Source organism: Kitasatospora sp. NPDC057738, assembly GCF_042798815.1.
GTDB lineage: Bacteria > Actinomycetota > Actinomycetes > Streptomycetales > Streptomycetaceae > Kitasatospora > Kitasatospora lactacystinica.
On record NZ_JBHVJT010000018.1, the window covers coordinates 54,153 to 73,789 of the forward strand.

The following is a 19,637-nucleotide window of genomic DNA, read 5'->3' on the forward strand; positions in this document are numbered from 1 at the left end:
GGGTTGCCGTTGGGGAGCGGGGGAGGCCCCCAGGGCTTTTTTGCTCGGCGTGGTTCTCCACCCTGGTCAAAACGGGGGAGACCCCCCTCTTGGTGTGGGGGGCCCCTGCACCCCCCCCCCCCGCGACGACCACCCGCTCGGGTGTTGTGCCCGGCGGCAACCCGCTCGCCCTGACCGTCACCGGCATGACCGGCACGATCAGCATCGGCCGCGCCGTCGTCCAGGGCACCCCCGGCCAGGGCACCTACGACCTCGTCGTCACCGCCCCAGAGACCATCACCATCGCCAACGGGCATGCCTCCCAGACCCGCTACGACACGGTCTGGCTGGTTGCCTACGACAAGCTCTACGACACGAGCGGCCAGACGCTCGCCGCAGTCGTCTACCAGCAGGGCACCCCAGGCTCCGGGGTGCCGCCGACCGCGCCGACCACCGGCACCGCCTACATGCGGCTGTGGGACATTCAGGTCCCGTCCGGCGCCTCGGCGGGGTCGCCGCCGAACTGGGTCGGCGGTGGCCTGCTGACCGACCGCCGGGTCTTCAGCGTGTCGCTCGGTGGCATCCACCCCGGCTCCGACGCCGGCGCTGGCGCCTACGGCGGCCAGTACCGCGACAACGCGGCTACCGGCGCCATGGAGCGTTGGGACGGTACCAGTTGGGTTCCGTGGTCGTCCGCCCTTCGTGGGATCGCTCCAGGCACCCTCACCACTGGCTCCTACACCGGGCAGTGGCGCGACGGCGCGATCGGTCTGCAGCGCTGGTCCGGGTCGGCCTGGGGGCCGGGTCTGGGTGAGTGGCAGACGTACGTCCCGACGTGGACGGCATCCGTCACGGCTCCCGGTGTGGGTGGCGGGTCGCTGACCAGCCGGTGGTGTCGGGTCGGCCGGATGATCACCTGGGTGGGCAGCCTGATCCTCGGCGCGGGCAGCAACGGCGGCACGGGCCTGTGGTCGATGTCGTTGCCGGTGCAGGCCGCGAACACCGGTGTGCTGCAGACCGGCACGTGCGACTACGTGGCCGCTGGCGACAACGAATACCTGGGTCTGGTGCAGATCGGTCCCGGTGCGACCACTGCCGGGTTCGTCGTGAAAACCACGGCGAACGCCCAGTCCACAGGCGGTGTCTCGAACACCATTCCGGTGGCGGCCTCGGTCAACACCCGGCTGCACTGGGCGGTCACGTACGAGGCGGCGAGCTGAGTGGCCGTCTACGACCTGCTCGTCTGCGATCTGCGTACGGACCGGCTGCTCGATCGGCTGCCGGTGCAGGGCGTTTCGTACGACCTGTACATCGGCAAGACCGGTTCGTTCAGCGCGACGATCCCGATCCCGGACAGTGCGATGGCCCGCCGCGTGCGCACGCAGGTGCTGCCGGGCCGCACGATGCTCTACCTCACCCGCGACACCGAGATCGTGTGGGGCGGGATCCTGTGGACCCGAACCCCATCGAGGGACGCGTTCGGCTTCTGGAAGTGCGACCTTCAGGCCGCCGGCCTGGAGTCGGTCCTGCGCGCGCACCGCATGCTGACCGACACCCTGACCTCGACCGGCGTCGACCAGCTCGACATCGCCCGCCAGCTCGTCGCCTACGCCCAGTCCGCGCCCGGCGGGCACCTCGGGATCGAGATCGACTACTCGCAGACCAGCGGAATCACCCGTGATCGGGTCTACTCCCGCTACGACTTGCCCTGGCTCGGCGGCCTGATCGACCAACTTGCGGCCGTTCAGCAGGGCTTCGAATGGCTGATCCAGTGCTACCGGGACGACACCGGCGCCCGTCACCGGGCCCTGCGGCTGGGCTACCCGCGGCTGACTGTCGGCGGCGGCGATCTGGTGCTGTCGAGCCCTGGCCCGATCACCACGTACTCCCTGCCCGAGGACGCGACTCGGATGGCCAACGCCTGGCAGAGCCGAGGCGCCACGACCAACTCGAACCTCGCCGCCGAGAGCGTGCCTCTCATGTCCGGGCTGCTGACCAACCCGGACGACATCGCCGCCGGCTGGCCGCGGCTGGACGGCACGTCGGACTACAGCACGGTCACCACCCAGGACGTCCTGGACGACCACGCACGCGCCGACCTCGCCGCTGCCCGCCGTCCCACCCTCATCCCGTCGGTGGCCTACGCGAGTGCTGCGGTGGAACAGCCCCAGCTCGGCTCGTACGTGCGGATTCGGATCGTCGACACCTGGTACTACGACGGCCTGTCCGCCCGGTACCGGGTCGTGGGCCTCAAGGTCGCTCCCGAGGAGCGCGGGCGCGCCGAGTCCACTGAGCTCTACCTGGAGGCCGCCTGATGCCCGACATCCCCATGGACATCCTCGACCGGCTTCGTGCAGTCGAGGATCAGGTGCGCCAGATTGCCGGCCGGGCCCAGATGCGGCCGGCGCTTAACCAGATCTTGGCTGGTGACGTCACGGTTGGCCAGGGCGGTACGTTCAAGGTCAACACCAAGACGGGGACGGCCCAGTTCTACGTCGGCGTCGTGCTGCCGACCAACCCGGACGGCTCCGAGCAGCGAGGCCTGCTGGCGAACCGGCAGGACGGCACGCTCGCCCTCATGATCGGCAACCGCACCGGCAGCTCAGCCGATCCACAGGGCATCCTCATCAACGACGCGCGCGGGAACGCGCTCCTCGCCGAGGACGTCATTGGCGGCGGCCTCGCGTCCCCGCAGTTCGGGGCGGACGGCTGGTTCGGGGCCACCGAGTCTCCCCAGTACGGCACCGCCTCGGGGACGTTCACCACCTGCATGCGTCTGCCGTGGAAGCGCCACCACCCCGCGGTCGAGGCGCACTACCTGGTGAAAGCGGACCCAGGGGTTGCTGGAGAGATTCGCCTCGTCGACGGGGCCGGCGCTGTCGTGGCTACGGCGTCGGTTTCCAGCGGGTCGTTCACGTACAACGTCGTCTACGGGCCGGTGTCCGGGGGCTACTTGTCCACGCAGTACCTGCAGTGGCAGGCGCGCGTGACGAGTGGCACCGGGAACATCGCCGTCCGCGGGCTCAGCACGTTCGGCATCAACAGCTAGAGCGGCATGGCGGGGGTTCGGGTCGGCTGCGGGCCCGGGGTGGAGTACGGGCCGTGGTCGACCGTGCCGGAGCCGCCGTTGTCCTTGTTGTCGGGGTCGGCGGGCTTCGTTGCGGGCGGCGGAGTATCGGCGGCTGGCGGCTCGGGGGCGATCTGCTTCGGCTGCTGCTGCACGGGGGTCTCCTTCTTCTGGGTCGGCTTCGTCGCGGACGCTCCGGGGGTGGCCGTGCGCGGGGCCGCGGTTCCGGTCGTGGTCGGCGAGGCGGTCGGGGACGTGGGCGTCGACTCAGGCGAGGTCGTGGCCGTCGGCGTGGGGCTGGGCGAGGTAGTCGGGGTCGGGCTGACCTCGGCCGACACCTGCACTGGCGCCGGCTTGTCGCTGCTGGTGAGCGCTGCGGCAGTCGCGCTCCCACCTGCGATCACCACTACGGCGCCGATGATCGCCCACGTCTGACGCTTCAACATCCCTACCCCCTGGCGTGTTTGCGGTCCCTCGACCGTACCGGCCGCAGCGGACACACCACCATCACGGCGCTGTCACAGGCCGCCCGAACATCTACCGCCCCGAGCCCGTCCGGCCCGGGGCTTCTTCATGCCCAGGAGGCATCATGCGCGACGAGTTCGTAGCCCTTCTCGCCAGCCAGGAGGGCTACCACGAGGGCCGCGACAGCACCGGCTGGAACAACATGCAGAAGTTTTCGCCCGCCGTCCCCAGCCTGGAGTGGTCCCAGGGCCAGGCCTGGTGCGCCACCTTCACCGCCTGGGGCGCCACCCAGGCCGGCATGGCCGACCGGTGGCCGATCACCGCCTCCTGCTGGACCGCGGTGCAGTGGTGGCAGGACCACGGCCGGTGGACCGACTACCCGGTGCTCGGCGGGCCCTTCTACCTCGGCCGCGGAGGCGCGGACCACGTCGGCGTCGTCACCGGCTACGACGCGGACACGATCTGGACCATCGAGGGGAACACCAACGCGGGCGGGTCGCCGCAGGGTGACGGGGTGTACGCCCGCCAGCGCCCGCGCCGCGGCCCGGGCAGCCCGTACGGGTACGGCATACCCGACTACCCCGAGGGCACGGTCAGTGCGGACCCGGCGCTCGGCGGCGTCCCAGCCGCTCGCGTCGGCACCCCGCAGACCCCGGCCAAGCCCACCCCGGCCCCCGCTCCGGACCCGGCCCCGGCCCGCTACCAGGCCACGATCAACGGCCTGCCGTACGGCTACGGCGCCCAGGGCGACCAGGTGACCGCCGTCGGCCGTGCGCTGGTCGCGAACGGCTTCGGCGACCGCTACCAGGAGGGACCGGGCCCGAACTGGACGGACGCCGACACCGAGAACTACGCGGCGTACCAGCGGAGCCTCGGCTACGGCGGCGGCGACGCGGACGGCGTCCCGGGCGAGGACTCGCTGCGACAGCTGCTCGGCTACCTGCCCAGCCAGGCACCCGAGTTCCCCGGCCGGGACTGCTTCGGCCCCGGCCAGAACAACGACTACGTACGGCAGCTCGGCGAACAGCTGGTCCGCAAGGGCTTCGGCGGCTCGTACCGGGTCGGCCCCGGCCCGCAATGGAGCGACGCGGACCGCCAGGCCGTCGCCGCCTTCCAGCGCAGCCGGCCCGAGCTCGCCGGCGACGCCGACGGCTACCCGGGCCCGCTCACCTGGCGCCTCCTTTACTCCTGACTCAACAGATAGGACATTCACCATGCGGAAGTACCTGCTCGATCTGGTCGAGCGCACCGGCGCTACGTACGCCGTCGCCTTCCTCGGCCTGCTGCTGGCGGACGGCTTCGACCTGACGTCGATCGGCGCACTGAAGGCGGCGGCGGTGGCGGCACTCCCGGCCGCGCTGACGGTGCTGAAGTCGGCGGTCGGCACCCTGGTCGGTGACCCGTCGACCGCGGCCCTGCTGCCCCGGAGTCGCCAGTGACCAGTCCGGCCCCGGACGCCGGGGTGTACATCAGCCCAGCTCAGACCCTCGCGGAGGTGAGGCGCATCGCGGACGGCCAGATCCGAATGGAGGGGAAATTGGACCAGCTCCTCGACGACCGCGCCGAGGACCGCAAGGCCCTCGGCGATCACGAGCAGCGCATCCGGGGCCTGGAGGTCCGGGTCTGGATGGCTGTGGGTGCAGCTGTGGTGCTCGGCACCAGCGGCGGTGCACTGGCCCAGATGCTCGCCCACTGAACCACCGCGCCCCCGCTCGGCCTCGGCCGGGCGGGGGCGCCTTTGCGTGTTTCGGCCCTACGGGTCAACTTCCGCCGCATGCATGCGGGCCACCGACCTCCGAGGGTCGCTCGGCGGCTGGGCGTGCAGGTGCGGGCGACCGTCGGGTTTAGAGGTGGGCGTCGAGGACGGCGCACAGCCGCCCTTCGAGGTTGGCAACCGCATCCCACCACGGCCCCTCGGCCCAGCGCCAGCGGTTCTGCTCGTGGAAATACTCCCAGGTGGCGGCGCTGATGATGTTGAACTGGGGGAACTCCTTGATGACCCGACCCATTTCCTCGACGGCCTTCTTGCTCAGGGCGATGCGGCCCAGTCGGATTTCGAAGGTCTCGGTTTCCGCGTAGTTGCTGGGCGACCAGGCGAGGTGAGCGGAGTTGGTGGACGGGGTGATGGTCAGGGCCACGGCCCACCCATCCGCGTAGTGGGCGGTCAGGTCGGTGTCGATGGTGAGGTGCACGGGTGCCTCCCTGGATGGCTTGTCGGGTGAGGCCGCCAAGCCCCCTAATGCGATGACATCACTCACTATAAATGAATGACGTCATCAATTTCAATGAGGTGTCGCCACTCTTTCCTCGCAGTAGAGTGTTGCCATGACCACCGATCCGGCACCGCACCTCACCGACCCGGACGACGCCTTCGAGCGCCTGGACGACTGGAGACGGCACTACGACCTCCTGATGAGCCAGCGCGACCCGCTGGTGCGGGCGGCACTGTGCGGACCGCTGTCAGGGCACGGTGGAATCACCCAGGCCGGACGCGCCAGCGACCTCACCGCGCAGACCCTGCGCAGGATCAAGGACCGCACCGACATCCCCCTCCTGGCGGACGTGCACTTTGACGACGTCGACTGGGACGAGTACGCCGACTACCTGGAAGCGCTGGGCACGATCACCCGCAACCGTCTCGCACAACTGCCGGCGCCGACGACCGGACGGCCGTTCACCGCCGACGACCTGCGCGCCGCCCTCCTCATCCGCCTCGCACAGAGGCTGCGCGAAACAGAACCGACCGACGCCGCGTTCTGGCAGCTCACCATGCAACTGCGGCACGAGGCCTTGGCCGGCACACGCGTTGTGAACGATGGATGGACCGAATCAGTGCACGAGGCATCGTCGCGGGCCGAGGAGGCGCGGGTACTCAACGAAGTGGCTGACCAGATCAGCGCCTTCCGCACTGACGGCCCGGCCGCCTCCGCCCTCTTGGACACGGAAGTGTTTGACCGTGTCCGCGCCGAACTCGCCCCGTCGCCCTCCGCCCATCTCGCCCGGCAGCCCATCCTGACCGAGGAGCCACGTTGACGCGAGCGCAAGAAGCCCGCGGACCCTCCGCTCTGGAGGCCTGGCATGCAGCGAACGGACTGGTCTTCTGGCTCCAGAAAGAGGCGAAGATGGACCCGCTGTTCCTGTCCGGCTTGCGCAAGGACGAACGCAGCCGCGGCGCAATCATCTTTGCGTATGCCCGGCAGGAGGGGACCGAGGAGGTCTACTGGGGCGTCTCGCGGCTCTTCGCCCACTTCAACCGCGAGACGGGCGGTCGACTGTGGCTCAACTACGGAGCCGGGAGCATGGGGTCAGCCCTGGCCCGACTGTCACAGGTCGAACAGGCCCAGCACAGTGCGCGGGTGTACATGGACGCATTGCTGCACCTCAGGGCCCAACTGCCCTGGCGTGACCTAATGAGGGCTTGTGTCGCCCTGCGCGAGCACGGCATTGCGCCGCCGGACTGGCGCGAGCTGATTCTCGACCTGAGTGGCAGCAGCGGCCCAAGGCGCGAGGTTCACCAACGCTGGGCCGACGACTTTTACAGCCGCCCCTGAACCACCACGTCCCGTCCCGCTCTCCTTCGGGACGGCGGGGGCGGTTCGTGTGTTCCGACCCGACCGACCGTCGACGCGCGCCATTATGGGCGGCATGACCGATCTGTCACCAGCCCTGGCCATGCACCTCGGCCGTATGGCGGTCGCCGCCGAAAGCCTCGCACCGGCGCCTCGGGCCCGAGTCGAGGATGCGATCGAGCGCGCGCTTCACGACGCTGACGAGGGGGTGTGCGCCCTCCTGGACGTCCTGCTGGCGGAGGCACTTCGCGCGGTGGGGCCCGGGGAGTAGGCAGCGTCTCAGGGCGTGTCGCCGATCCACCGCCACACGCCCTCGGGGTCTGGCCGGTACCAGGATTTGCCGGCGGGGCCGTACTGGCTGTGGGGGCTGGTGAGGGAGATGCCGGTGGTGTGGTCGGCGGGGCTGACGACGGCCTGGTAGCCGTCGAGGGGGCCGCCGTGGAGGGTCACGGCTTCCCAGGAGTCCATCAGGCCTCGCCGCCGTCGAGCGCCTTCTTCGCCGCGTTGAGGGACTGCTGCCAGAAGCCATGGCGGTTCCCTGCCTGGCGACGTTCCTCCCAGAAAGGGTGGCGTTCGAGGGCCGCGGCGGCGGCCAGGTACTCCTCGCGCGCGGCCTCAACGTCCCCGCCGGTCTCCCGCGCTGTGGTCATCGCCCGTTCCGCTGCGAGGGCGGCGGTGTGCAGGGGCAGCAGGTCAGCGGGGATCTCGACGTCGGCCATGCCGCCATCGTACGACCGGCCCCGGTCAGTGCAGGTCAGGCTGCGGTCAGGGCCCGCGCGCGCTCGGTGAAGTCGGCGACCAAGCGGTGCTTCCCGAACGGCGCCATGCGCTTCTGCAAGTCGGCCACGGCCTCGACTGCGCGGGAAGACTTGACCTTCCCGGCGAGGGAGAGCGTCCGCAGGCCGGCAGCGTGGGCCTGCTCGAGGTCGCGGCGCTGGAGGTGGGTGGAGGCGAGCGCGGCCTGAGAGAGGGCACCGCGGCGGGCTCGGCTCTGTTGCCGGGCGTGGTCGATGGACCGTCGGGCGTGCTCGGCCGCTCCCGTGTGGTCGCCGACGTCCCGCAGGGTCATGGCGTGCTCGCCGTGGAGGTAAGCCGGGTCGATGAAGAGGGCCCACTCGGGCTCGCTGTCGGCGTGGATGTGTTCGGCGGCGGCTTCGGACCGGGCGACGGCGTTGGTGGCGCCGGCCTTGTCGCCCATGGCGGCGAGTGCGCGGCCTTCGAGGGCCCAGAGGTCGGCGAGGGCGGCGGCTGAGGTTCCGCGGAGGCCGTGGCGGCCGGACTGTGCGAGGCGGAGGCCTTCTTCGGGGTGGCCGAGGAGGGTGGCTTGGTCGGCCATGCCGGCCAGCACATGGGCGCCGAGTGGGACGTTGGCGGACTCCTGGGCGAGCCGGAGGGACTGGATGAGGTAGCGCTGGGCAGTGCCGTGCTCGCCGTTGTCGTAGGCCATCCACCCGAGGAGGTAGGTCTGCTCGGCGGCTGCTTCGCACAGGGCCCGGCGAACGTCGTCGGCTTGCGGTCGCCTCAACAAGGGGTAGACGTGGACGTTCATGTAGGCAGCGAGGATCAGCCGGCCGCTGCCGCCGCCCTGGAAGATGTCGATCTTCTGGAACTCGCCGAACATGTTCTTGACGGCAGTGACGTCCTCGAGGCGGACGCGCGGGCCGGGTTCGGGAGCCTGGTCGAGGGTGGCGAGGAGCCAGTCCCTGCTCGGGCCGGTAGCGGCAACGGCGGCGAACGGTGCGGCGGCCAAGAACATCCTGCGGTCCACGTCTGCTCTCCCCAGGTCAGAGACGGTTTCCACCGTAACCTCGTAGCTGCGGGAGTAAAGGAGCGAGCGGTCTTCGGCGGGGCTCTCGCCGAGTCCGAGTTCGTATGATGTGACCCGATATCCGAGTGCGGCGGAGACGACGTCGGCGATGATCCCCGGGAGCGGGCGCCGGGGCTGGTTGCCCTGAAGCCAGCGTCGTACGGCGGTTGCGTCGGGCGCGATTTGCTGGTGCCCGCCCTGCTGAGCTGCGGATTTGACGCGTCGCGCCAGCTCGGCGTTGCTCAGGTCCGCACGGGTCAGCCACTCGGCGAGCTTGCCGTTCGGCGTCTTCATTGTCGTCATGTCCCCGTCCTACCCTCGTCTGCCACCCCGTGCAGAAGTGCCACCCTCTGCCACCCCCTACGCCCTTACGGTCAGGTGATCACGGGTCGACTCTTGGTGGTGATGGTAATCCCAGCACTCGAGGAGGGGGCCTGTGTTGACGGCCACCGAACGGCCGCCGCTGTCGTTAGCGGCGTGGACGTGGATCGACTTGACGCCGGACGGGCTCGTGTCGTTCATGCTGATCACCCCGGCCCGCCGCGGTGCTTCCGGGCTCCAGCCGCTCGCCGCTCGCGCAGGCCTGGCCACGCCGGACCTGCCGCTGCCGTCGCCTGGGATCCGCATCGTCCTCACCGGCCCGGACGCGCTCGTACTCCTGCCACGTGTGGACGGCGCGATCCGTGTCCCGGCGGACCAAGGGTGGGCTGATTTCGCCCGCCGCGGCGGCACCATCGTCCTCCTCATAGGGCAACGCAACCTTGCCCCCGATGCCCGCAGGATCGACGTCGAGACGTACCTGCAGCAGGGCCTGCTGACCCGTCAACTCTGGCTCGGCAAGACCACCCTCGCTGCCGACTACACCGACCAGCAGCGCCGAGGCGAGGCCTGCATCGTGTGCACCCAGCCCGAGCCACCGCTGAAGCCGGCTGGCCACGCATACACCGCGACGTCCGGGGCCCCGCTCGGCTGGGCGGTCGTCGCACATCCTTCATGCACCCAGGAGGCCTGATGTTCGACTGCGACGATGACGCCGAAGGCCAGCGGTTCAACCCGAAGGGCGACGCGTGGCAGGACGCTGTCGCTGGCGTGCGGGAGATGTGCAACCGCTCGCGCCAGAAGCGCGAGGCCCCCGGACAGGACGAGCCAGAGCAGGAGCCGGGACAGTGAGCGCCGGCATGCCGTCCCGGGGCCATACGACGAGGGGCCACTGCATGACCTGCTACGGGTACGTCGTTGGGCGCTACGTGCGGACCATCGACGAGCGGCGCGAAGAGGTCAAGCACGACGACTGCCCCGGGCCCCCGCCGTCCGGCACGAAGGCCCGCACCTACAACGGCTGAGCGCGGCCTACCCGTAGAACAGGCGCCACGTCGGGACGTCGAGTGCTCGGGCGATGGCAACGAGGTCATCGAGGCCGACAGATGTCATGCCGTGCTCGTAGTGCCGGATGCTCTGTCGGTCGCGCCCGATCATCTCGGCTAAGCGCTCTTGACTCATGGAGTGCGCATGCCGCAGGTGCCTGATCCGTTCGCCGACCTCGCGTCGTTCCTGCAGCTGGTGGGCATCTGGTGGTCTTCGAGGCGGGGTTGGCACCCCTTGACGCTGGCCTGTCCATGATCAAAAGTCTGCATACCAAGGTCACCATTTATCCCGAATACCAGTTCGATACACTCGACCCGCCGCAGCCCGGGGGGACCTGAACCGGGAGCACACCCTGAGCACCACCACCTACACCCTCACCATCGAGGGGCGCCGTACCGAGCACGCCGAGCTTCAGTCGGCTATCGCCGAGCTGTGCAGGAACCTGCGCACGATGGCGCTCGACCCCGCCCAGCGCGACGCCTACCTGTGGTTTCTCGAAGACACCGCGAGGGTTCGAGACTTCTTGTTGGCGGACGGCGAGTACCGGCTGACCGTCGTCGCCGACCGCCGTGAGTGCGTGGCGGTCATCCGCCAGACGGAGTGATCCCCGCGTAGTGCGCCTCGTGCCGGCCGTACCAGTAGGTCAACTGTGGCAACGACTCAACTCCTACCGCCTCGCGGAGGGGGTCGAGGTGTGTCGAGATCGTACGGCGGCTGACGCCGAGAGCCCGACCAATAACCTCGAGGCCCTCGCCGCGGACCAGACCCCCGAGGATGGCCTTCTGCATGGGCGTGATCTCGACGAAGGCCCCGCCGCGCCACGGCATTGCGCTGCCCCAGAGCAGGTCCATCATCGTGGCCAGCCACTGCACCACGGCCTCGTCAGAGATGAGGAGGGCCCGCTCGTCTGGCGGCGCCCCTTGCCCCTCCCACGGGGTCAGGACGGCGGTCACCGCCACTCTGCGATCGATGATGACGGTTCGGGGGAACCTTTGGGTCACGGTCCTGACCTCAGCACGGTGCAGCGTGACGGTCTCGGCCCAGCGCGCCGTGGGTTCATCGCTCCTGGCTGAGTAGTGGTAGATCGTCCGCATCTTTACACCACGGGCCAGCACGTCGAGGTCCCGCTGGTAGCTGAGGGCAATCTGAGCGGCGGGCCTGGGTCCGTTCGGCTGGGCCGTGAACAGTTCCTTTTTGCACCCGGCCAACAGCGGTGTGAGTCGGTCCTGGATGACGTCCAGGCCGGCCAGGTACTCAATGGCGCCGCCGGTGTCGGGCTGGGCCAATTGGTAGGCGCCGACCAGGTCGCTCATCTCCTGGGTGACGGATGCTGCTTGGGACAGGTAGCGCCCGGCGAGATTCTGCAGGTGGGTCTGCCAGTGCAGTGCCGAGGTCGCGGCGTTGAGGGCTATGTAGTGGCCGGGCCGATTGGGGTCCGGAGCCGCGAGACGCATGGTCAGGAGTTCATCGAGCGGGTTGCCTGGTTGGGGCGACGCTTGGCCACCGAGAAGAGCACGGTAGAGCTCCTTGGCTTCCCAACTGAGAAGGTTTTGACCGGAGCTGACGTCCGATGTGTCCACTTTCACCCCCGCGCGAGACTTCCACTGTGGGAAGTTTATCTGCCCGGCCGCCGTGGGCGCTTGAATTGGCAACTACCCCTGGAACACTGGTCGTGCGCGAGCTACGCGCACTTCCCCGAGCACTGAAAGGGGTGTTCCATGCCCTCTCGCCGGATCGGCCGCCGCGCTGCTGCGGTCCTGGCAGGAGCCGCTCTCATCGCCGGTGCGGGTCTGGTAGAAGGTTCCGCATCGGGCGGCGCACGGCCGGCCGTCGCGGACTCCAGCTGGGGCGGCATCATCGCCCCCGACCCGACGCCCACCCCGACCGTGGAGGCGTCGGCCATGACCGTCAACGACTCCTCGTGGGGCGGCTGAGGTATTGCCTAGGCCCGGCCGGCGGCTGCTCTCCGACCGGCCGGGCCCCTGAACACCCCTTCGGAGTGCCCGATGGAGACGGGCGCTACGAGGGGGAACCGTGAGGTCGAGGGAATCCTACTGACCTCACTGCCGCCGGGTAACCGCCACATGGCGGGGCCGGAGGCGATGCCGGGGCAGGTCGACGACCCCCCTCCTCCCCGGCGAAAGCGCCCCCGCGCCACTTCTGCGGCTGGGGGCGCTCTCATGTCCAGGGGCTCCTGACCTGCTAGTTCCCCATGATCATTTGGGGGATTCTTGGGAGATGAGCCCGAGTGGCGAGACTGTGCTGAGACTGTTCGAGACTGCGCTCAAACTGCCCGGACTCCCCAAAGACGGCAGGCCCTCAACCCGCTGACCTGTGCTGTTGCCGCCTCCTATGCAGCTCAGCGAGGCGCTGGTAGCGTCGCCCAAAGTTCCTGAACTTCATCATCGCCGAGGTCATCCGCCACCACGAGGCCATCGCCCGCTCCTGAATCCTCGGGTCCGAGCGGCCCCGGGCCCGCGTGGCCCCGGGGCCTCCGGCGATGTCGGCGGCGGCTAAATGACCGATTTCGTCAGGCTCCACGGTTGGCGTAGCGTGCAGGTTTCCCCAGCCGGAGAGGTGGAGCAGCGACGATGGCGGTGAACCTGCCCGAAACGCCGAGCGGAACCGGAGCTCCCGGCGAGTCCGCGTCGAACGCCGACGCGGTGCCTGGCGGTCGCGCCGAGGCCCGCCGCCGGGCCCGCGGTTCGCGGGGCCGCAAGGCCGGCGGTTCGGGTCGGCGGCCGCGGCCGTGGTGGATCGAGCTGCCGGTGATGGCGGCGGTCGGCCTGGTGGTCGCGCTGCTGATCAAGACCTGCCTGTTCCAGGTGTTCACCATCCCGTCCGGCTCGATGGAGAACACCCTGCGGATCGGCGACCGGGTCGGCGTGAACAAGTTGGCGCCGCTGACCGGCTGGGAGCCGGAGCCGGGGCAGCCGGTGGTGTTCAAGGACCCGGGGGGCTGGCTGCCGCCGCAGCCGACCGATCCGAACCCGGTCACCAACGCCGTGGGCTCGGTGCTCAGCTTCGTCGGCCTGGTCCCGCCGAAGGACGACAACTACCTGGTCAAGCGCGTCATCGCGACCGGTGGGCAGACCGTTCAGTGCGAGGGCAGCACGCTGAGCGTCGACGGACGGAAGGTCGACGAGCCGTACCTGCACCCCGGGGACGACTCCTGCGCGGGGCTGGACTTCGGGCCGGTGAAGGTGCCCTCGGGCTACATCTGGGTCGAGGGCGACCACCGCAGCGACTCCGCGGACTCCCGCTACCACCAGCACGGCCCGGGCGGTGGCGCCGTGCCGGTGGACAACGTGGTCGGCCCGGTGTCGGCCGTCGTGTGGCCGCTCAATCACCTCGACTGGTTCGGCTGGACCGGCCGCTGACCCCACGCTCGGCGGTCACCCGGTCGGCAGCCCCGGCCCCGGCGGCCTCGGGCCCGTCGGTCTCTGATCCGGCAACCCCGGGCCCGTCGGCCCGTGGACCCGCGAACACCTCGGCCGTCCCGGCCGTCCCGGCTTTCGAACCCGCCCCCGGGCCCGCGCCCGCGCCTGCCCCCGCGCCCGCCCCCGCCTCCGCGGGTTTGCTCGCCTGGGCCGCGAAGGCGCCGGTCAGCACCAGCAGGCCGCCCGTGATCTGCGGCAGCCCGAGGTGTTCGCCGAGCAGCACCCAGGCCGTCACGGTGGCGACCACGGCCTCCAGGTTGGCGACCACCCCGGCTATCGGCGGCGAGAGGTAGCCGACCGAGATCACGCCGGTGACGTAGGCGAGCACGGTCGCGATCAGGACCATCCACGCGGCCGGGAGGAACGCGGGCAGGGTGTGCCCGTTCATCACCACCGACCCGCCGAGCCGGCTCCAGTCGGCCTGCCACGGCCGGGTGAGGGCGGTGAGCAGCACGGCGCCGATGAGCAGCCCGAACGCGCTGACGGCGAGCGGGTCGACCGGGCGCTCGCCGTGCCGGCCGGCGTCGGCGAGCACGAAGTAACCGACCTGGCAGAGGGCCGCGCCGAGGGCGAAGAGCACGCCCAGCGCGTCGAAGCCCAGGCCGTTCCAGACCTCGACCACGCAGGCCAGCCCGGCCACCGCGACGCCGGCGCCGACGGCCGCGCCGCGGGTGATCGGCTTGCGCTGGACGAACTTGACGTAGCCGATCAGCAATGGCGGCCCGAGGTACTCGATGAGCAGGGCGACGCCGACCGGGATGCGGGAGATCGCCGCGAAGTAGCAGGCCTGGACGCCGGCCACGGCGAGCAGGCCGAAGCCGAGCAGCAGGCCGGGGCGGCGCAGGACGGCGTCCCGGTGCCGGTAGGCGACCGGGAGGAGCGCCACCGCCGCCCCGGTGACCCGGAGCCACACCACGTGCAGCGGGGAGAGCCCGGCCTCGATCAGCGGTTTGGCCGCGGTGCCGGAGCCGCCGAAGGCGACGGCGGAGACCAGCGCGAGGCCGAGGCCGAGGGTTCTGCCCGAAGGGAGGGTGGGCGAGGCCGTTGATCTGTGCACCGCCGCATTGTGACAGTCATACCAGTGATCGGGTAAGGCGCCATTCCGTCATTCGGTCCTGCCCCCGACTGTGCGCAATGGCGCAATCACCGGCGCCGGCACGGCCCCGTGGCCGTGCCGGCCCCCGTCGGCCGTCAGCCACCGGCCGTCAGTCACCGACCAGCCGGTCGCCGGCCGCCGGCCGTCAGTCACCGGCCGGGGCGCCCGCCCCCGTGAGCGCGTCCGCCCCGCCCGTGGGCTGGGTGGTCGGCCGGCTGGTCGGGGGCGCGGTCGGCTGGGTGGTCGGCGCCGTCGGCTTCGAGGTGGGCCGGGGCGGCCGGGTGGGCTGGGTGGTCGGCTGGCTGGTCGGCGGAGCCGTCGGTGCGGTGGTCGCACCGCCGTCGGTGCCGCCCGGCGAGGTCGAGCCGTCGCCCGGTGCCGTGGTGGGGCCGGTGCTCGGGGCGCCGGTGGGGGCGCTCGTCGACGGGGCGCCGCTCGGCGTGCTCGGGGCGGTCGGCAGGTCGACGGCGCCCGAGGAGTCGCCGCCGGCCGGGGTCGGGAAGTCGCCGACCGGCTGACCCTTGAGCGCGGCCTTCATGTAGCTGGTCCAGATCTGGGCCGGGAACTGGCCGCCGGCCGCGCCGTCGATGCCGCCGACGCCGCTCAGGCTGACCTGGGCGCCGGTGCCCGGATCCTGGCCGAACAGGGCGACCGAGGTGACCAGTTCGGGGGTGTAGCCCACGAACCAGACCGACTTCTGGTCGTCGGTGGTGCCGGTCTTGCCGGCCACCGGGCGGCCGAGCGCCTTCGCCCGCCAGCCGGTGCCGCCCGGGTCGCTCACCACGCCCTGGAGCATCGAGGTGACCTGGTTGGCGGTGTCCTCGCTGATCGCCTGGGTGGTCTTGTGCGCGGGAAGTGCCACGTTCTCGCCCTCGCGGTCCACCGACTGCACCAGCCACGGGGTGATCTGCTTGCCGCCGTTGTCCAGCGTGGCGTACACGCCCGCCATGTCGAGCACGCTCGGGGTGGCCGCGCCCAGCGGGATGGACGGCACCGGGTCGAGCCCCGGGATGTTGCCGGGCAGGCCCATCGCGACGGCGGTGTCCTTGACCTTCTGGAGCCCGGTGTCCTGCGCGAGCTGTGCGAACGCCGAGTTGACCGACCAGTCGGTGGCCTGCTGGAGGCTGATCTGGCCGTAGCTCTTGTCGCCCTCGTTCGGCGGCGCGTACGGGGTGCCCTTGCCGCCGCGGACCTTCCGGCCGCTGGTGCCGTCGTAGACCGTGCGCGGGGTGATGGTGCGGCCGTCCTGGGTCTTGGCCTCGTTCTCGAACGCGGCGGCCAGCGCGATCGCCTTGAAGGTCGAGCCGGCCTGGTAGTCGCGCCGGGTGGCGTTGTCGACGTAGTGCTTCACGTAGTCGACGCCGCCGTACAGGGCGACGACCGCGCCGGTCTTCGGGTCCACCGAGGCGGCGCCGGCCTGGGCGGCCGCGTCCTTCTTCCGCTTGTCCGGGTTCAGGCTGTCGTGCAGCTGGGCCTGGACGGAGTCCTGGAGGGCCTGCTGGCGGGCCGGGTCGATGCTCAGCTTGATCGTGTAGCCGCCCTTGGCCAGCTCGGTCTCGCTGATCACCCCGCTGGAGGTGAGGTACTGGGTGGCGGCGTCGACCAGGTAGCCGGCCTGGCCGGACAGGCCCGGGTTGGGCTGCGGGTCCCGGACGTCCGGGAAGGTGGTCGTGGCCCGCTCGTCCGCGGAGAGCCAGCCCTCCTTGACCATGCCGTCGAGCACGTAGTTCCAGCGGTTGACGGCGTTCTGCTTGCCCGCCGCGGTCGCGGTGGCGACGTCGTACGCGCTCGGGGCGTTCAGCAGGGTGGCCAGGTAGGCGCCCTGGGCGGCGTTGAGGGCCGACGCGTCGATGCCGAAGTACGCCTGGGCGGCGGCCTGGATGCCGTAGGCGCCGCGGCCGTAGTAGGAGGTGTTCAGGTAGCCGGAGAGGATGTCGTTCTTGCTCTCGGTGGCGTCCACCTTGATGGCGATGAACAGTTCCTTCACCTTGCGGGTGATCGACTGCTTCTGGTTCAGGTACGTGTTCTTCACGTACTGCTGGGTGATGGTGGAGCCGCCCTGGGTCCCCTGGCCCTTGGCGGTCTTGATCGCGGCCCGGGCCAGGCCCTGGACGTTGACCGCGCCCTCGTTGTAGAAGTTCCGGTCCTCGGCGGCCAGCGCGGCGTGCTGGGCGGCGGGGGAGACCTTGTCCAGGGAGACGTTCTGCCGGTTGGTCTGACCGGTGCGGGTGAGCACCGAACCGTCCGAGTAGAGCCAGGTGTTGCTCTGGGCGGTCGCGGCGGCGTGCGCGTCCGGCACCTTCACCAGGGTGATCCCCAGCGCGAACAGGCCGATGCCGAGCAGCAGCGCCGTGCCGAAGCCGAGCAGGGTCATCCGCCAGGTGGGTATCAGCCGGCGGATGCCGGTGCGCTTCGGGCGGCGCGACTTCCTGCCGCCGGATCCGGCGGACCCGCCGGTGCGGCCCGATCCGCCGGCCGGGCCGGTGGAGCGCTTGAACCGTTTGACCGGGCGGAGGCCGATCGACGGCGTGCTACGGCCGCTCTGGGCGTTTCTGGACAATGCGCGGCCTTTCCTGCGGGCGCATCGAGGCAGCCGGCACGGACGGGGACATCGGCGGTTGGGGACCTTTGTCCCGATTCAGGTTCTACTGCCCTGGACGAGCAGAATGGGCCGGATGGCTCCGGTGAATCGCCGATCGAGACCGACATCACACGCAAAACGGACGTCGGAGGCCAAAAAATCGGGGAGCCCCTCGCTGCTGCGAGAGGCTCCCCAACTGTCTGTGCGCCGCCAGGGACTCGAACCCCGGACCCGCTGATTAAGAGTCAGCTGCTCTAACCAACTGAGCTAGCGGCGCTTGCTGACCTGGAAAACAATACACGCTTCCGGGGGGTGCCTCGAACCGGCTGCGGGTCACCCCCGGACCACCCGGACAGCGGCTGCCCGACCTGCCCCTTTCCTTCCGGTTGGTCCGGAGTTCGCCGCTGGTTAGGGTGGAACGGTGCCCCGCCTCCAGCCCGGCCACCGCACCGCACGGACGGCGGTCGCCACCCTGCTGCTGCTCAGCGCCGTGGCGTACACCGCCTGGGTGCTGGAGGTCGTGTTGAGCACCGGGCTCGACCCGGTGCGGGCGTACATCAGCGAACTCGCCGCCGAGGACCAGCCGCTGGGCGGCCTGTTCCGGGCCACCGACCTGGCCGCCGGACTCTGCCTGCTCGCCGCCGCCGGCACCGCCCTCGCCACCGGGCGGGTCGGGGCCTCCCGCCGGCACCGCTGGGCGCTGGCCGGCTGGTCGGCGCTGGCCCTGTTCGGCGCCGCGACCGCCGCCGACTCCCGGCTGCCGCTCAGTTGCGCCCCCACCAGCGACGAGATGTGCGCCGCCCGGGAGACCGCCGGGCTGGTCCCCGCCACCCACACCGCGCACGCCGTCACCAGCAGCCTCGCCATGGCCGGGGCGCTCACCGCGCTGGTCTCGCTCACCGTGGCGGCCCGCCGCTACCGCTGGTGGCCGGGGGTGCGCCGGTTCGGGCCCTGGCTGCTGGGCGCCGAACTGCTCGCCACCGGCTGGAGCCTCGCCTCGATCGCCGCCTTCCAGGCCGGGCGCGGCACCTGGGCGCTCGGGGCCGGGCAGCGGCTGCAGGTGCTGCTGGTCGCGCTCTGGCTCGGTCTGCTGGCCCTGGACGTCGCCCGTTCCGCCCGCGCGGGCGCGCCCGACCCGTCGGACGGGGGCGCCGGGGGCGGGGAGCGGTGCCCTCCGACCGGGCCGCTCCAGGAGCGCAGGCCGGCATGAGCACTCCCGGAACGCGGACCGCCGGCCGGGCGCGCTTCCTGCGCGTCGACGGGACCCCGCTGCACGTCCGTGTCGAGGGCGGCGGCCCGATCTGCTTGCTCTCCGGCGGCCTCGGCAGCAGCTGGTTCGACTGGGACCTGGTCGTCCCCTTCCTCACCCCGTACCGCACCGTGGTCCGCTTCGACCGGCCCGGCTACGGGCTGAGCGCCCCCGAGCCCGCCACCGGGCGGCCCGCCCCGACGGCGGCCGGCGAGGCCGGACGCATCCGGGCGGTGCTGGACGGCCTGGGGCTGCGGGAGCCGTGCACCGTGGTCGGGCACTCGCTCGCGGGCTTCCACGTGGAGGCCTTCGCCCGGCTGCACCCCGAGCGGACCGCCGGGCTGGTGCTGGTGGACGGCAGTGTGGAGGCGGCGGCCCGGCCGTACCCGGCGCCCGGCGCGCGCGACCTCGCGGCCCGGGCGGTGGCCGGGGCCGCCACCGCCCTCGCCGTGCCCTACCTGCTGGGCCCGTCCGTCCGCCGGGCCACGGCCCGGCTGTCCACCGTCCGCCGTGAGGACCTCGCCCCGGCGCCGCTGGTGCGGCACTGCTACCGCACCGGGCGGGCCCTGCGCGCGCTGCTGCGGGAGAACGGCCGCTACCTCGACATAGCCGCCGAGCTGGACGGGCTGCGGAGCACCCGGCCGCTGGCGGAGGACCTGCCGATCACCGTGCTGGCCGCCGACGACGGCTGCCGGACCCGCCGCACCGAGGAGTGGCTGGCCCGGCAGCGGGAGCTGGCGGCGCTGCTCGGGGCGGACTTCCGCATCACCGCCCCGGCCGGGCACCTGGTGATGTTCGACCGCCCGGACGCGGTGGCCTCGGCCGTGCTCGACACCCGCTGAGCGGTCCTCCGGGGCCGGAAACGCCTCAGGCCGCCCACCGGAGTGGACGGCCTGAGACCTTGCCATGTGCGCCGCCAGGGACTCGAACCCCGGACCCGCTGATTAAGAGTCAGCTGCTCTAACCAACTGAGCTAGCGGCGCCTGCTGACGTCGAAGACTTTACACGGCGCCGACCGG

General features: G+C 71.1%; 27 protein-coding genes and 2 tRNA genes. 18 read left to right on the top strand and 11 right to left on the bottom strand.

Going from position 1 to position 19,637, the window contains the following annotated elements:
• Positions 1 to 185 precede the first annotated feature (185 nt).
• The 3 genes from ACFVGO_RS12580 to ACFVGO_RS12590 are packed head-to-tail and all read left to right on the top strand — an operon-like array spanning position 186 to position 3,028.
• On the top strand, positions 186 to 1,199 hold the full coding sequence (locus tag ACFVGO_RS12580; RefSeq protein ID WP_380631638.1) for a hypothetical protein: 1,014 nt from the start codon (positions 186 to 188) through the stop codon (positions 1,197 to 1,199).
• A complete protein-coding gene (locus ACFVGO_RS12585) occupies positions 1,200 to 2,294 on the top strand; it encodes a hypothetical protein (protein WP_380631640.1) in 1,095 nt (364 codons plus the stop codon).
• Positions 2,294 to 3,028, top strand: coding sequence for a hypothetical protein (locus tag ACFVGO_RS12590; protein WP_380631642.1), 735 nt, complete (start codon positions 2,294 to 2,296; stop codon positions 3,026 to 3,028). The genes ACFVGO_RS12585 and ACFVGO_RS12590 overlap by 1 nt, the downstream gene beginning before the upstream one ends.
• Here the strand turns inward: ACFVGO_RS12590 and ACFVGO_RS12595 are convergent.
• Positions 3,025 to 3,201, bottom strand: a complete 177-nt coding sequence (locus ACFVGO_RS12595; protein ID WP_380631644.1) for a hypothetical protein — start codon at positions 3,199 to 3,201, stop codon at positions 3,025 to 3,027. The two genes, ACFVGO_RS12590 and ACFVGO_RS12595, sit on opposite strands and share 4 nt — an antisense overlap.
• 46 nt (positions 3,202 to 3,247) lie before the next feature.
• Between ACFVGO_RS12595 and ACFVGO_RS12600 the strand changes: the two genes are divergently transcribed.
• The 4 genes from ACFVGO_RS12600 to ACFVGO_RS12615 all read left to right on the top strand — a co-directional run bounded on the left by ACFVGO_RS12600 (position 3,248) and on the right by ACFVGO_RS12615 (position 5,207).
• Positions 3,248 to 3,481 carry a hypothetical protein gene (locus ACFVGO_RS12600; protein ID WP_380631646.1) on the top strand — a complete coding sequence of 78 codons (234 nt, stop codon included), beginning with the start codon at positions 3,248 to 3,250 and terminating at the stop codon, positions 3,479 to 3,481.
• A 154-nt stretch (positions 3,482 to 3,635) separates the two neighbouring features.
• Positions 3,636 to 4,703: a peptidoglycan-binding protein gene (locus ACFVGO_RS12605; RefSeq protein WP_380631648.1), complete on the top strand. Its 1,068-nt coding sequence runs from the start codon at positions 3,636 to 3,638 to the stop codon at positions 4,701 to 4,703.
• Positions 4,704 to 4,725: 22 nt separating this feature from the next.
• Positions 4,726 to 4,950 carry a holin gene (locus ACFVGO_RS12610; RefSeq protein ID WP_380631650.1) on the top strand — a complete coding sequence of 75 codons (225 nt, stop codon included), beginning with the start codon at positions 4,726 to 4,728 and terminating at the stop codon, positions 4,948 to 4,950.
• Between the two features lie 98 nt (positions 4,951 to 5,048).
• The gene (locus ACFVGO_RS12615) at positions 5,049 to 5,207 is read left to right on the top strand and encodes a hypothetical protein (RefSeq protein WP_380631652.1); all 159 of its coding nucleotides are present in this window, start codon (positions 5,049 to 5,051) and stop codon (positions 5,205 to 5,207) included.
• 148 nt (positions 5,208 to 5,355) lie between these two features.
• On the opposite strand, the gene ACFVGO_RS12620 is transcribed toward ACFVGO_RS12615, so the two are convergent.
• The gene (locus tag ACFVGO_RS12620) at positions 5,356 to 5,703 is read right to left on the bottom strand and encodes a hypothetical protein (RefSeq protein ID WP_380631654.1); all 348 of its coding nucleotides are present in this window, start codon (positions 5,701 to 5,703) and stop codon (positions 5,356 to 5,358) included.
• Between the two features lie 133 nt (positions 5,704 to 5,836).
• On the opposite strand from ACFVGO_RS12620, the gene ACFVGO_RS12625 reads away from it, so the two are divergent.
• The 3 genes from ACFVGO_RS12625 (at position 5,837) to ACFVGO_RS12635 (ending at position 7,351) form a co-directional block, all read left to right on the top strand.
• Positions 5,837 to 6,544, top strand: a complete 708-nt coding sequence (locus tag ACFVGO_RS12625) for a hypothetical protein (RefSeq protein WP_380631656.1) — start codon at positions 5,837 to 5,839, stop codon at positions 6,542 to 6,544.
• A gap of 89 nt (positions 6,545 to 6,633) precedes the next feature.
• On the top strand, positions 6,634 to 7,062 hold the full coding sequence (casB, locus tag ACFVGO_RS12630) for a type I-E CRISPR-associated protein Cse2/CasB (RefSeq protein ID WP_380631658.1): 429 nt from the start codon (positions 6,634 to 6,636) through the stop codon (positions 7,060 to 7,062).
• A 94-nt stretch (positions 7,063 to 7,156) separates the two neighbouring features.
• Positions 7,157 to 7,351 (top strand): hypothetical protein, encoded by a 195-nt coding sequence (locus tag ACFVGO_RS12635; protein ID WP_380349300.1) that lies wholly within the window; start codon positions 7,157 to 7,159, stop codon positions 7,349 to 7,351.
• Positions 7,352 to 7,359: 8 nt separating this feature from the next.
• On the opposite strand, the gene ACFVGO_RS12640 is transcribed toward ACFVGO_RS12635, so the two are convergent.
• From ACFVGO_RS12640 to ACFVGO_RS12650, 3 genes are read right to left on the bottom strand one after another with little or no spacing between them, the layout of a single operon-like run.
• The gene (locus ACFVGO_RS12640) at positions 7,360 to 7,548 is read right to left on the bottom strand and encodes a hypothetical protein (protein WP_380631661.1); all 189 of its coding nucleotides are present in this window, start codon (positions 7,546 to 7,548) and stop codon (positions 7,360 to 7,362) included.
• Entirely contained in the window at positions 7,548 to 7,799 is a 252-nt protein-coding gene (locus tag ACFVGO_RS12645) for a hypothetical protein (protein ID WP_380631663.1), read from the bottom strand. The genes ACFVGO_RS12640 and ACFVGO_RS12645 overlap by 1 nt, the downstream gene beginning before the upstream one ends.
• Positions 7,800 to 7,834: 35 nt before the next feature.
• Positions 7,835 to 9,181, bottom strand: a complete 1,347-nt coding sequence (locus ACFVGO_RS12650; protein ID WP_380631716.1) for a transcriptional regulator — start codon at positions 9,179 to 9,181, stop codon at positions 7,835 to 7,837.
• Between the two features lie 145 nt (positions 9,182 to 9,326).
• Here ACFVGO_RS12650 and ACFVGO_RS12655 point away from each other — a divergent pair, with 145 nt between their 5' ends.
• From ACFVGO_RS12655 to ACFVGO_RS12665, 3 genes are read left to right on the top strand one after another with little or no spacing between them, the layout of a single operon-like run.
• Positions 9,327 to 9,899 (top strand): hypothetical protein, encoded by a 573-nt coding sequence (locus tag ACFVGO_RS12655; protein WP_380631665.1) that lies wholly within the window; start codon positions 9,327 to 9,329, stop codon positions 9,897 to 9,899.
• Complete coding sequence (locus ACFVGO_RS12660; RefSeq protein WP_380631667.1) at positions 9,899 to 10,057, top strand: hypothetical protein; 159 nt, start codon at positions 9,899 to 9,901, stop codon at positions 10,055 to 10,057. The genes ACFVGO_RS12655 and ACFVGO_RS12660 overlap by 1 nt, the downstream gene beginning before the upstream one ends.
• 44 nt (positions 10,058 to 10,101) lie before the next feature.
• Positions 10,102 to 10,230 (top strand): hypothetical protein, encoded by a 129-nt coding sequence (locus tag ACFVGO_RS12665; RefSeq protein ID WP_380631669.1) that lies wholly within the window; start codon positions 10,102 to 10,104, stop codon positions 10,228 to 10,230.
• Between the two features lie 7 nt (positions 10,231 to 10,237).
• On the opposite strand, the gene ACFVGO_RS12670 is transcribed toward ACFVGO_RS12665, so the two are convergent.
• Positions 10,238 to 10,483 (bottom strand): helix-turn-helix domain-containing protein, encoded by a 246-nt coding sequence (locus ACFVGO_RS12670; RefSeq protein ID WP_380631671.1) that lies wholly within the window; start codon positions 10,481 to 10,483, stop codon positions 10,238 to 10,240.
• 220 nt (positions 10,484 to 10,703) lie between these two features.
• Between ACFVGO_RS12670 and ACFVGO_RS12675 the strand changes: the two genes are divergently transcribed.
• Positions 10,704 to 10,856 (top strand): hypothetical protein, encoded by a 153-nt coding sequence (locus tag ACFVGO_RS12675; RefSeq protein WP_380631673.1) that lies wholly within the window; start codon positions 10,704 to 10,706, stop codon positions 10,854 to 10,856.
• Here the strand turns inward: ACFVGO_RS12675 and ACFVGO_RS12680 are convergent.
• Positions 10,837 to 11,832, bottom strand: a complete 996-nt coding sequence (locus ACFVGO_RS12680) for a hypothetical protein (protein ID WP_380631675.1) — start codon at positions 11,830 to 11,832, stop codon at positions 10,837 to 10,839. The two genes, ACFVGO_RS12675 and ACFVGO_RS12680, sit on opposite strands and share 20 nt — an antisense overlap.
• Before the next feature lie 138 nt (positions 11,833 to 11,970).
• On the opposite strand from ACFVGO_RS12680, the gene ACFVGO_RS12685 reads away from it, so the two are divergent.
• Positions 11,971 to 12,186, top strand: coding sequence for a hypothetical protein (locus tag ACFVGO_RS12685; protein ID WP_380631677.1), 216 nt, complete (start codon positions 11,971 to 11,973; stop codon positions 12,184 to 12,186).
• A gap of 657 nt (positions 12,187 to 12,843) precedes the next feature.
• The gene (lepB, locus tag ACFVGO_RS12690) at positions 12,844 to 13,632 is read left to right on the top strand and encodes a signal peptidase I (RefSeq protein WP_380631679.1); all 789 of its coding nucleotides are present in this window, start codon (positions 12,844 to 12,846) and stop codon (positions 13,630 to 13,632) included.
• On the opposite strand, the gene ACFVGO_RS12695 is transcribed toward lepB, so the two are convergent.
• From ACFVGO_RS12695 to ACFVGO_RS12705, 3 genes are all read right to left on the bottom strand, one after another.
• Entirely contained in the window at positions 13,595 to 14,749 is a 1,155-nt protein-coding gene (locus ACFVGO_RS12695; protein WP_380631681.1) for a DMT family transporter, read from the bottom strand. The two genes, lepB and ACFVGO_RS12695, sit on opposite strands and share 38 nt — an antisense overlap.
• 184 nt (positions 14,750 to 14,933) lie before the next feature.
• Positions 14,934 to 17,348, bottom strand: a complete 2,415-nt coding sequence (locus tag ACFVGO_RS12700; protein WP_380631683.1) for a transglycosylase domain-containing protein — start codon at positions 17,346 to 17,348, stop codon at positions 14,934 to 14,936.
• A 224-nt stretch (positions 17,349 to 17,572) separates the two neighbouring features.
• Positions 17,573 to 17,646: transfer RNA gene (locus ACFVGO_RS12705), tRNA-Lys, on the bottom strand.
• A gap of 144 nt (positions 17,647 to 17,790) precedes the next feature.
• Here ACFVGO_RS12705 and ACFVGO_RS12710 point away from each other — a divergent pair.
• Positions 17,791 to 18,579, top strand: coding sequence for a DUF998 domain-containing protein (locus tag ACFVGO_RS12710; RefSeq protein ID WP_359901824.1), 789 nt, complete (start codon positions 17,791 to 17,793; stop codon positions 18,577 to 18,579).
• Complete coding sequence (locus tag ACFVGO_RS12715; protein ID WP_380631685.1) at positions 18,576 to 19,460, top strand: alpha/beta fold hydrolase; 885 nt, start codon at positions 18,576 to 18,578, stop codon at positions 19,458 to 19,460. Before ACFVGO_RS12710 ends, ACFVGO_RS12715 begins: the two co-directional genes overlap by 4 nt.
• 67 nt (positions 19,461 to 19,527) lie before the next feature.
• On the opposite strand, the gene ACFVGO_RS12720 is transcribed toward ACFVGO_RS12715, so the two are convergent.
• Positions 19,528 to 19,601: transfer RNA gene (locus tag ACFVGO_RS12720), tRNA-Lys, on the bottom strand.
• Between the last annotated feature and the right edge of the window lie 36 nt (positions 19,602 to 19,637).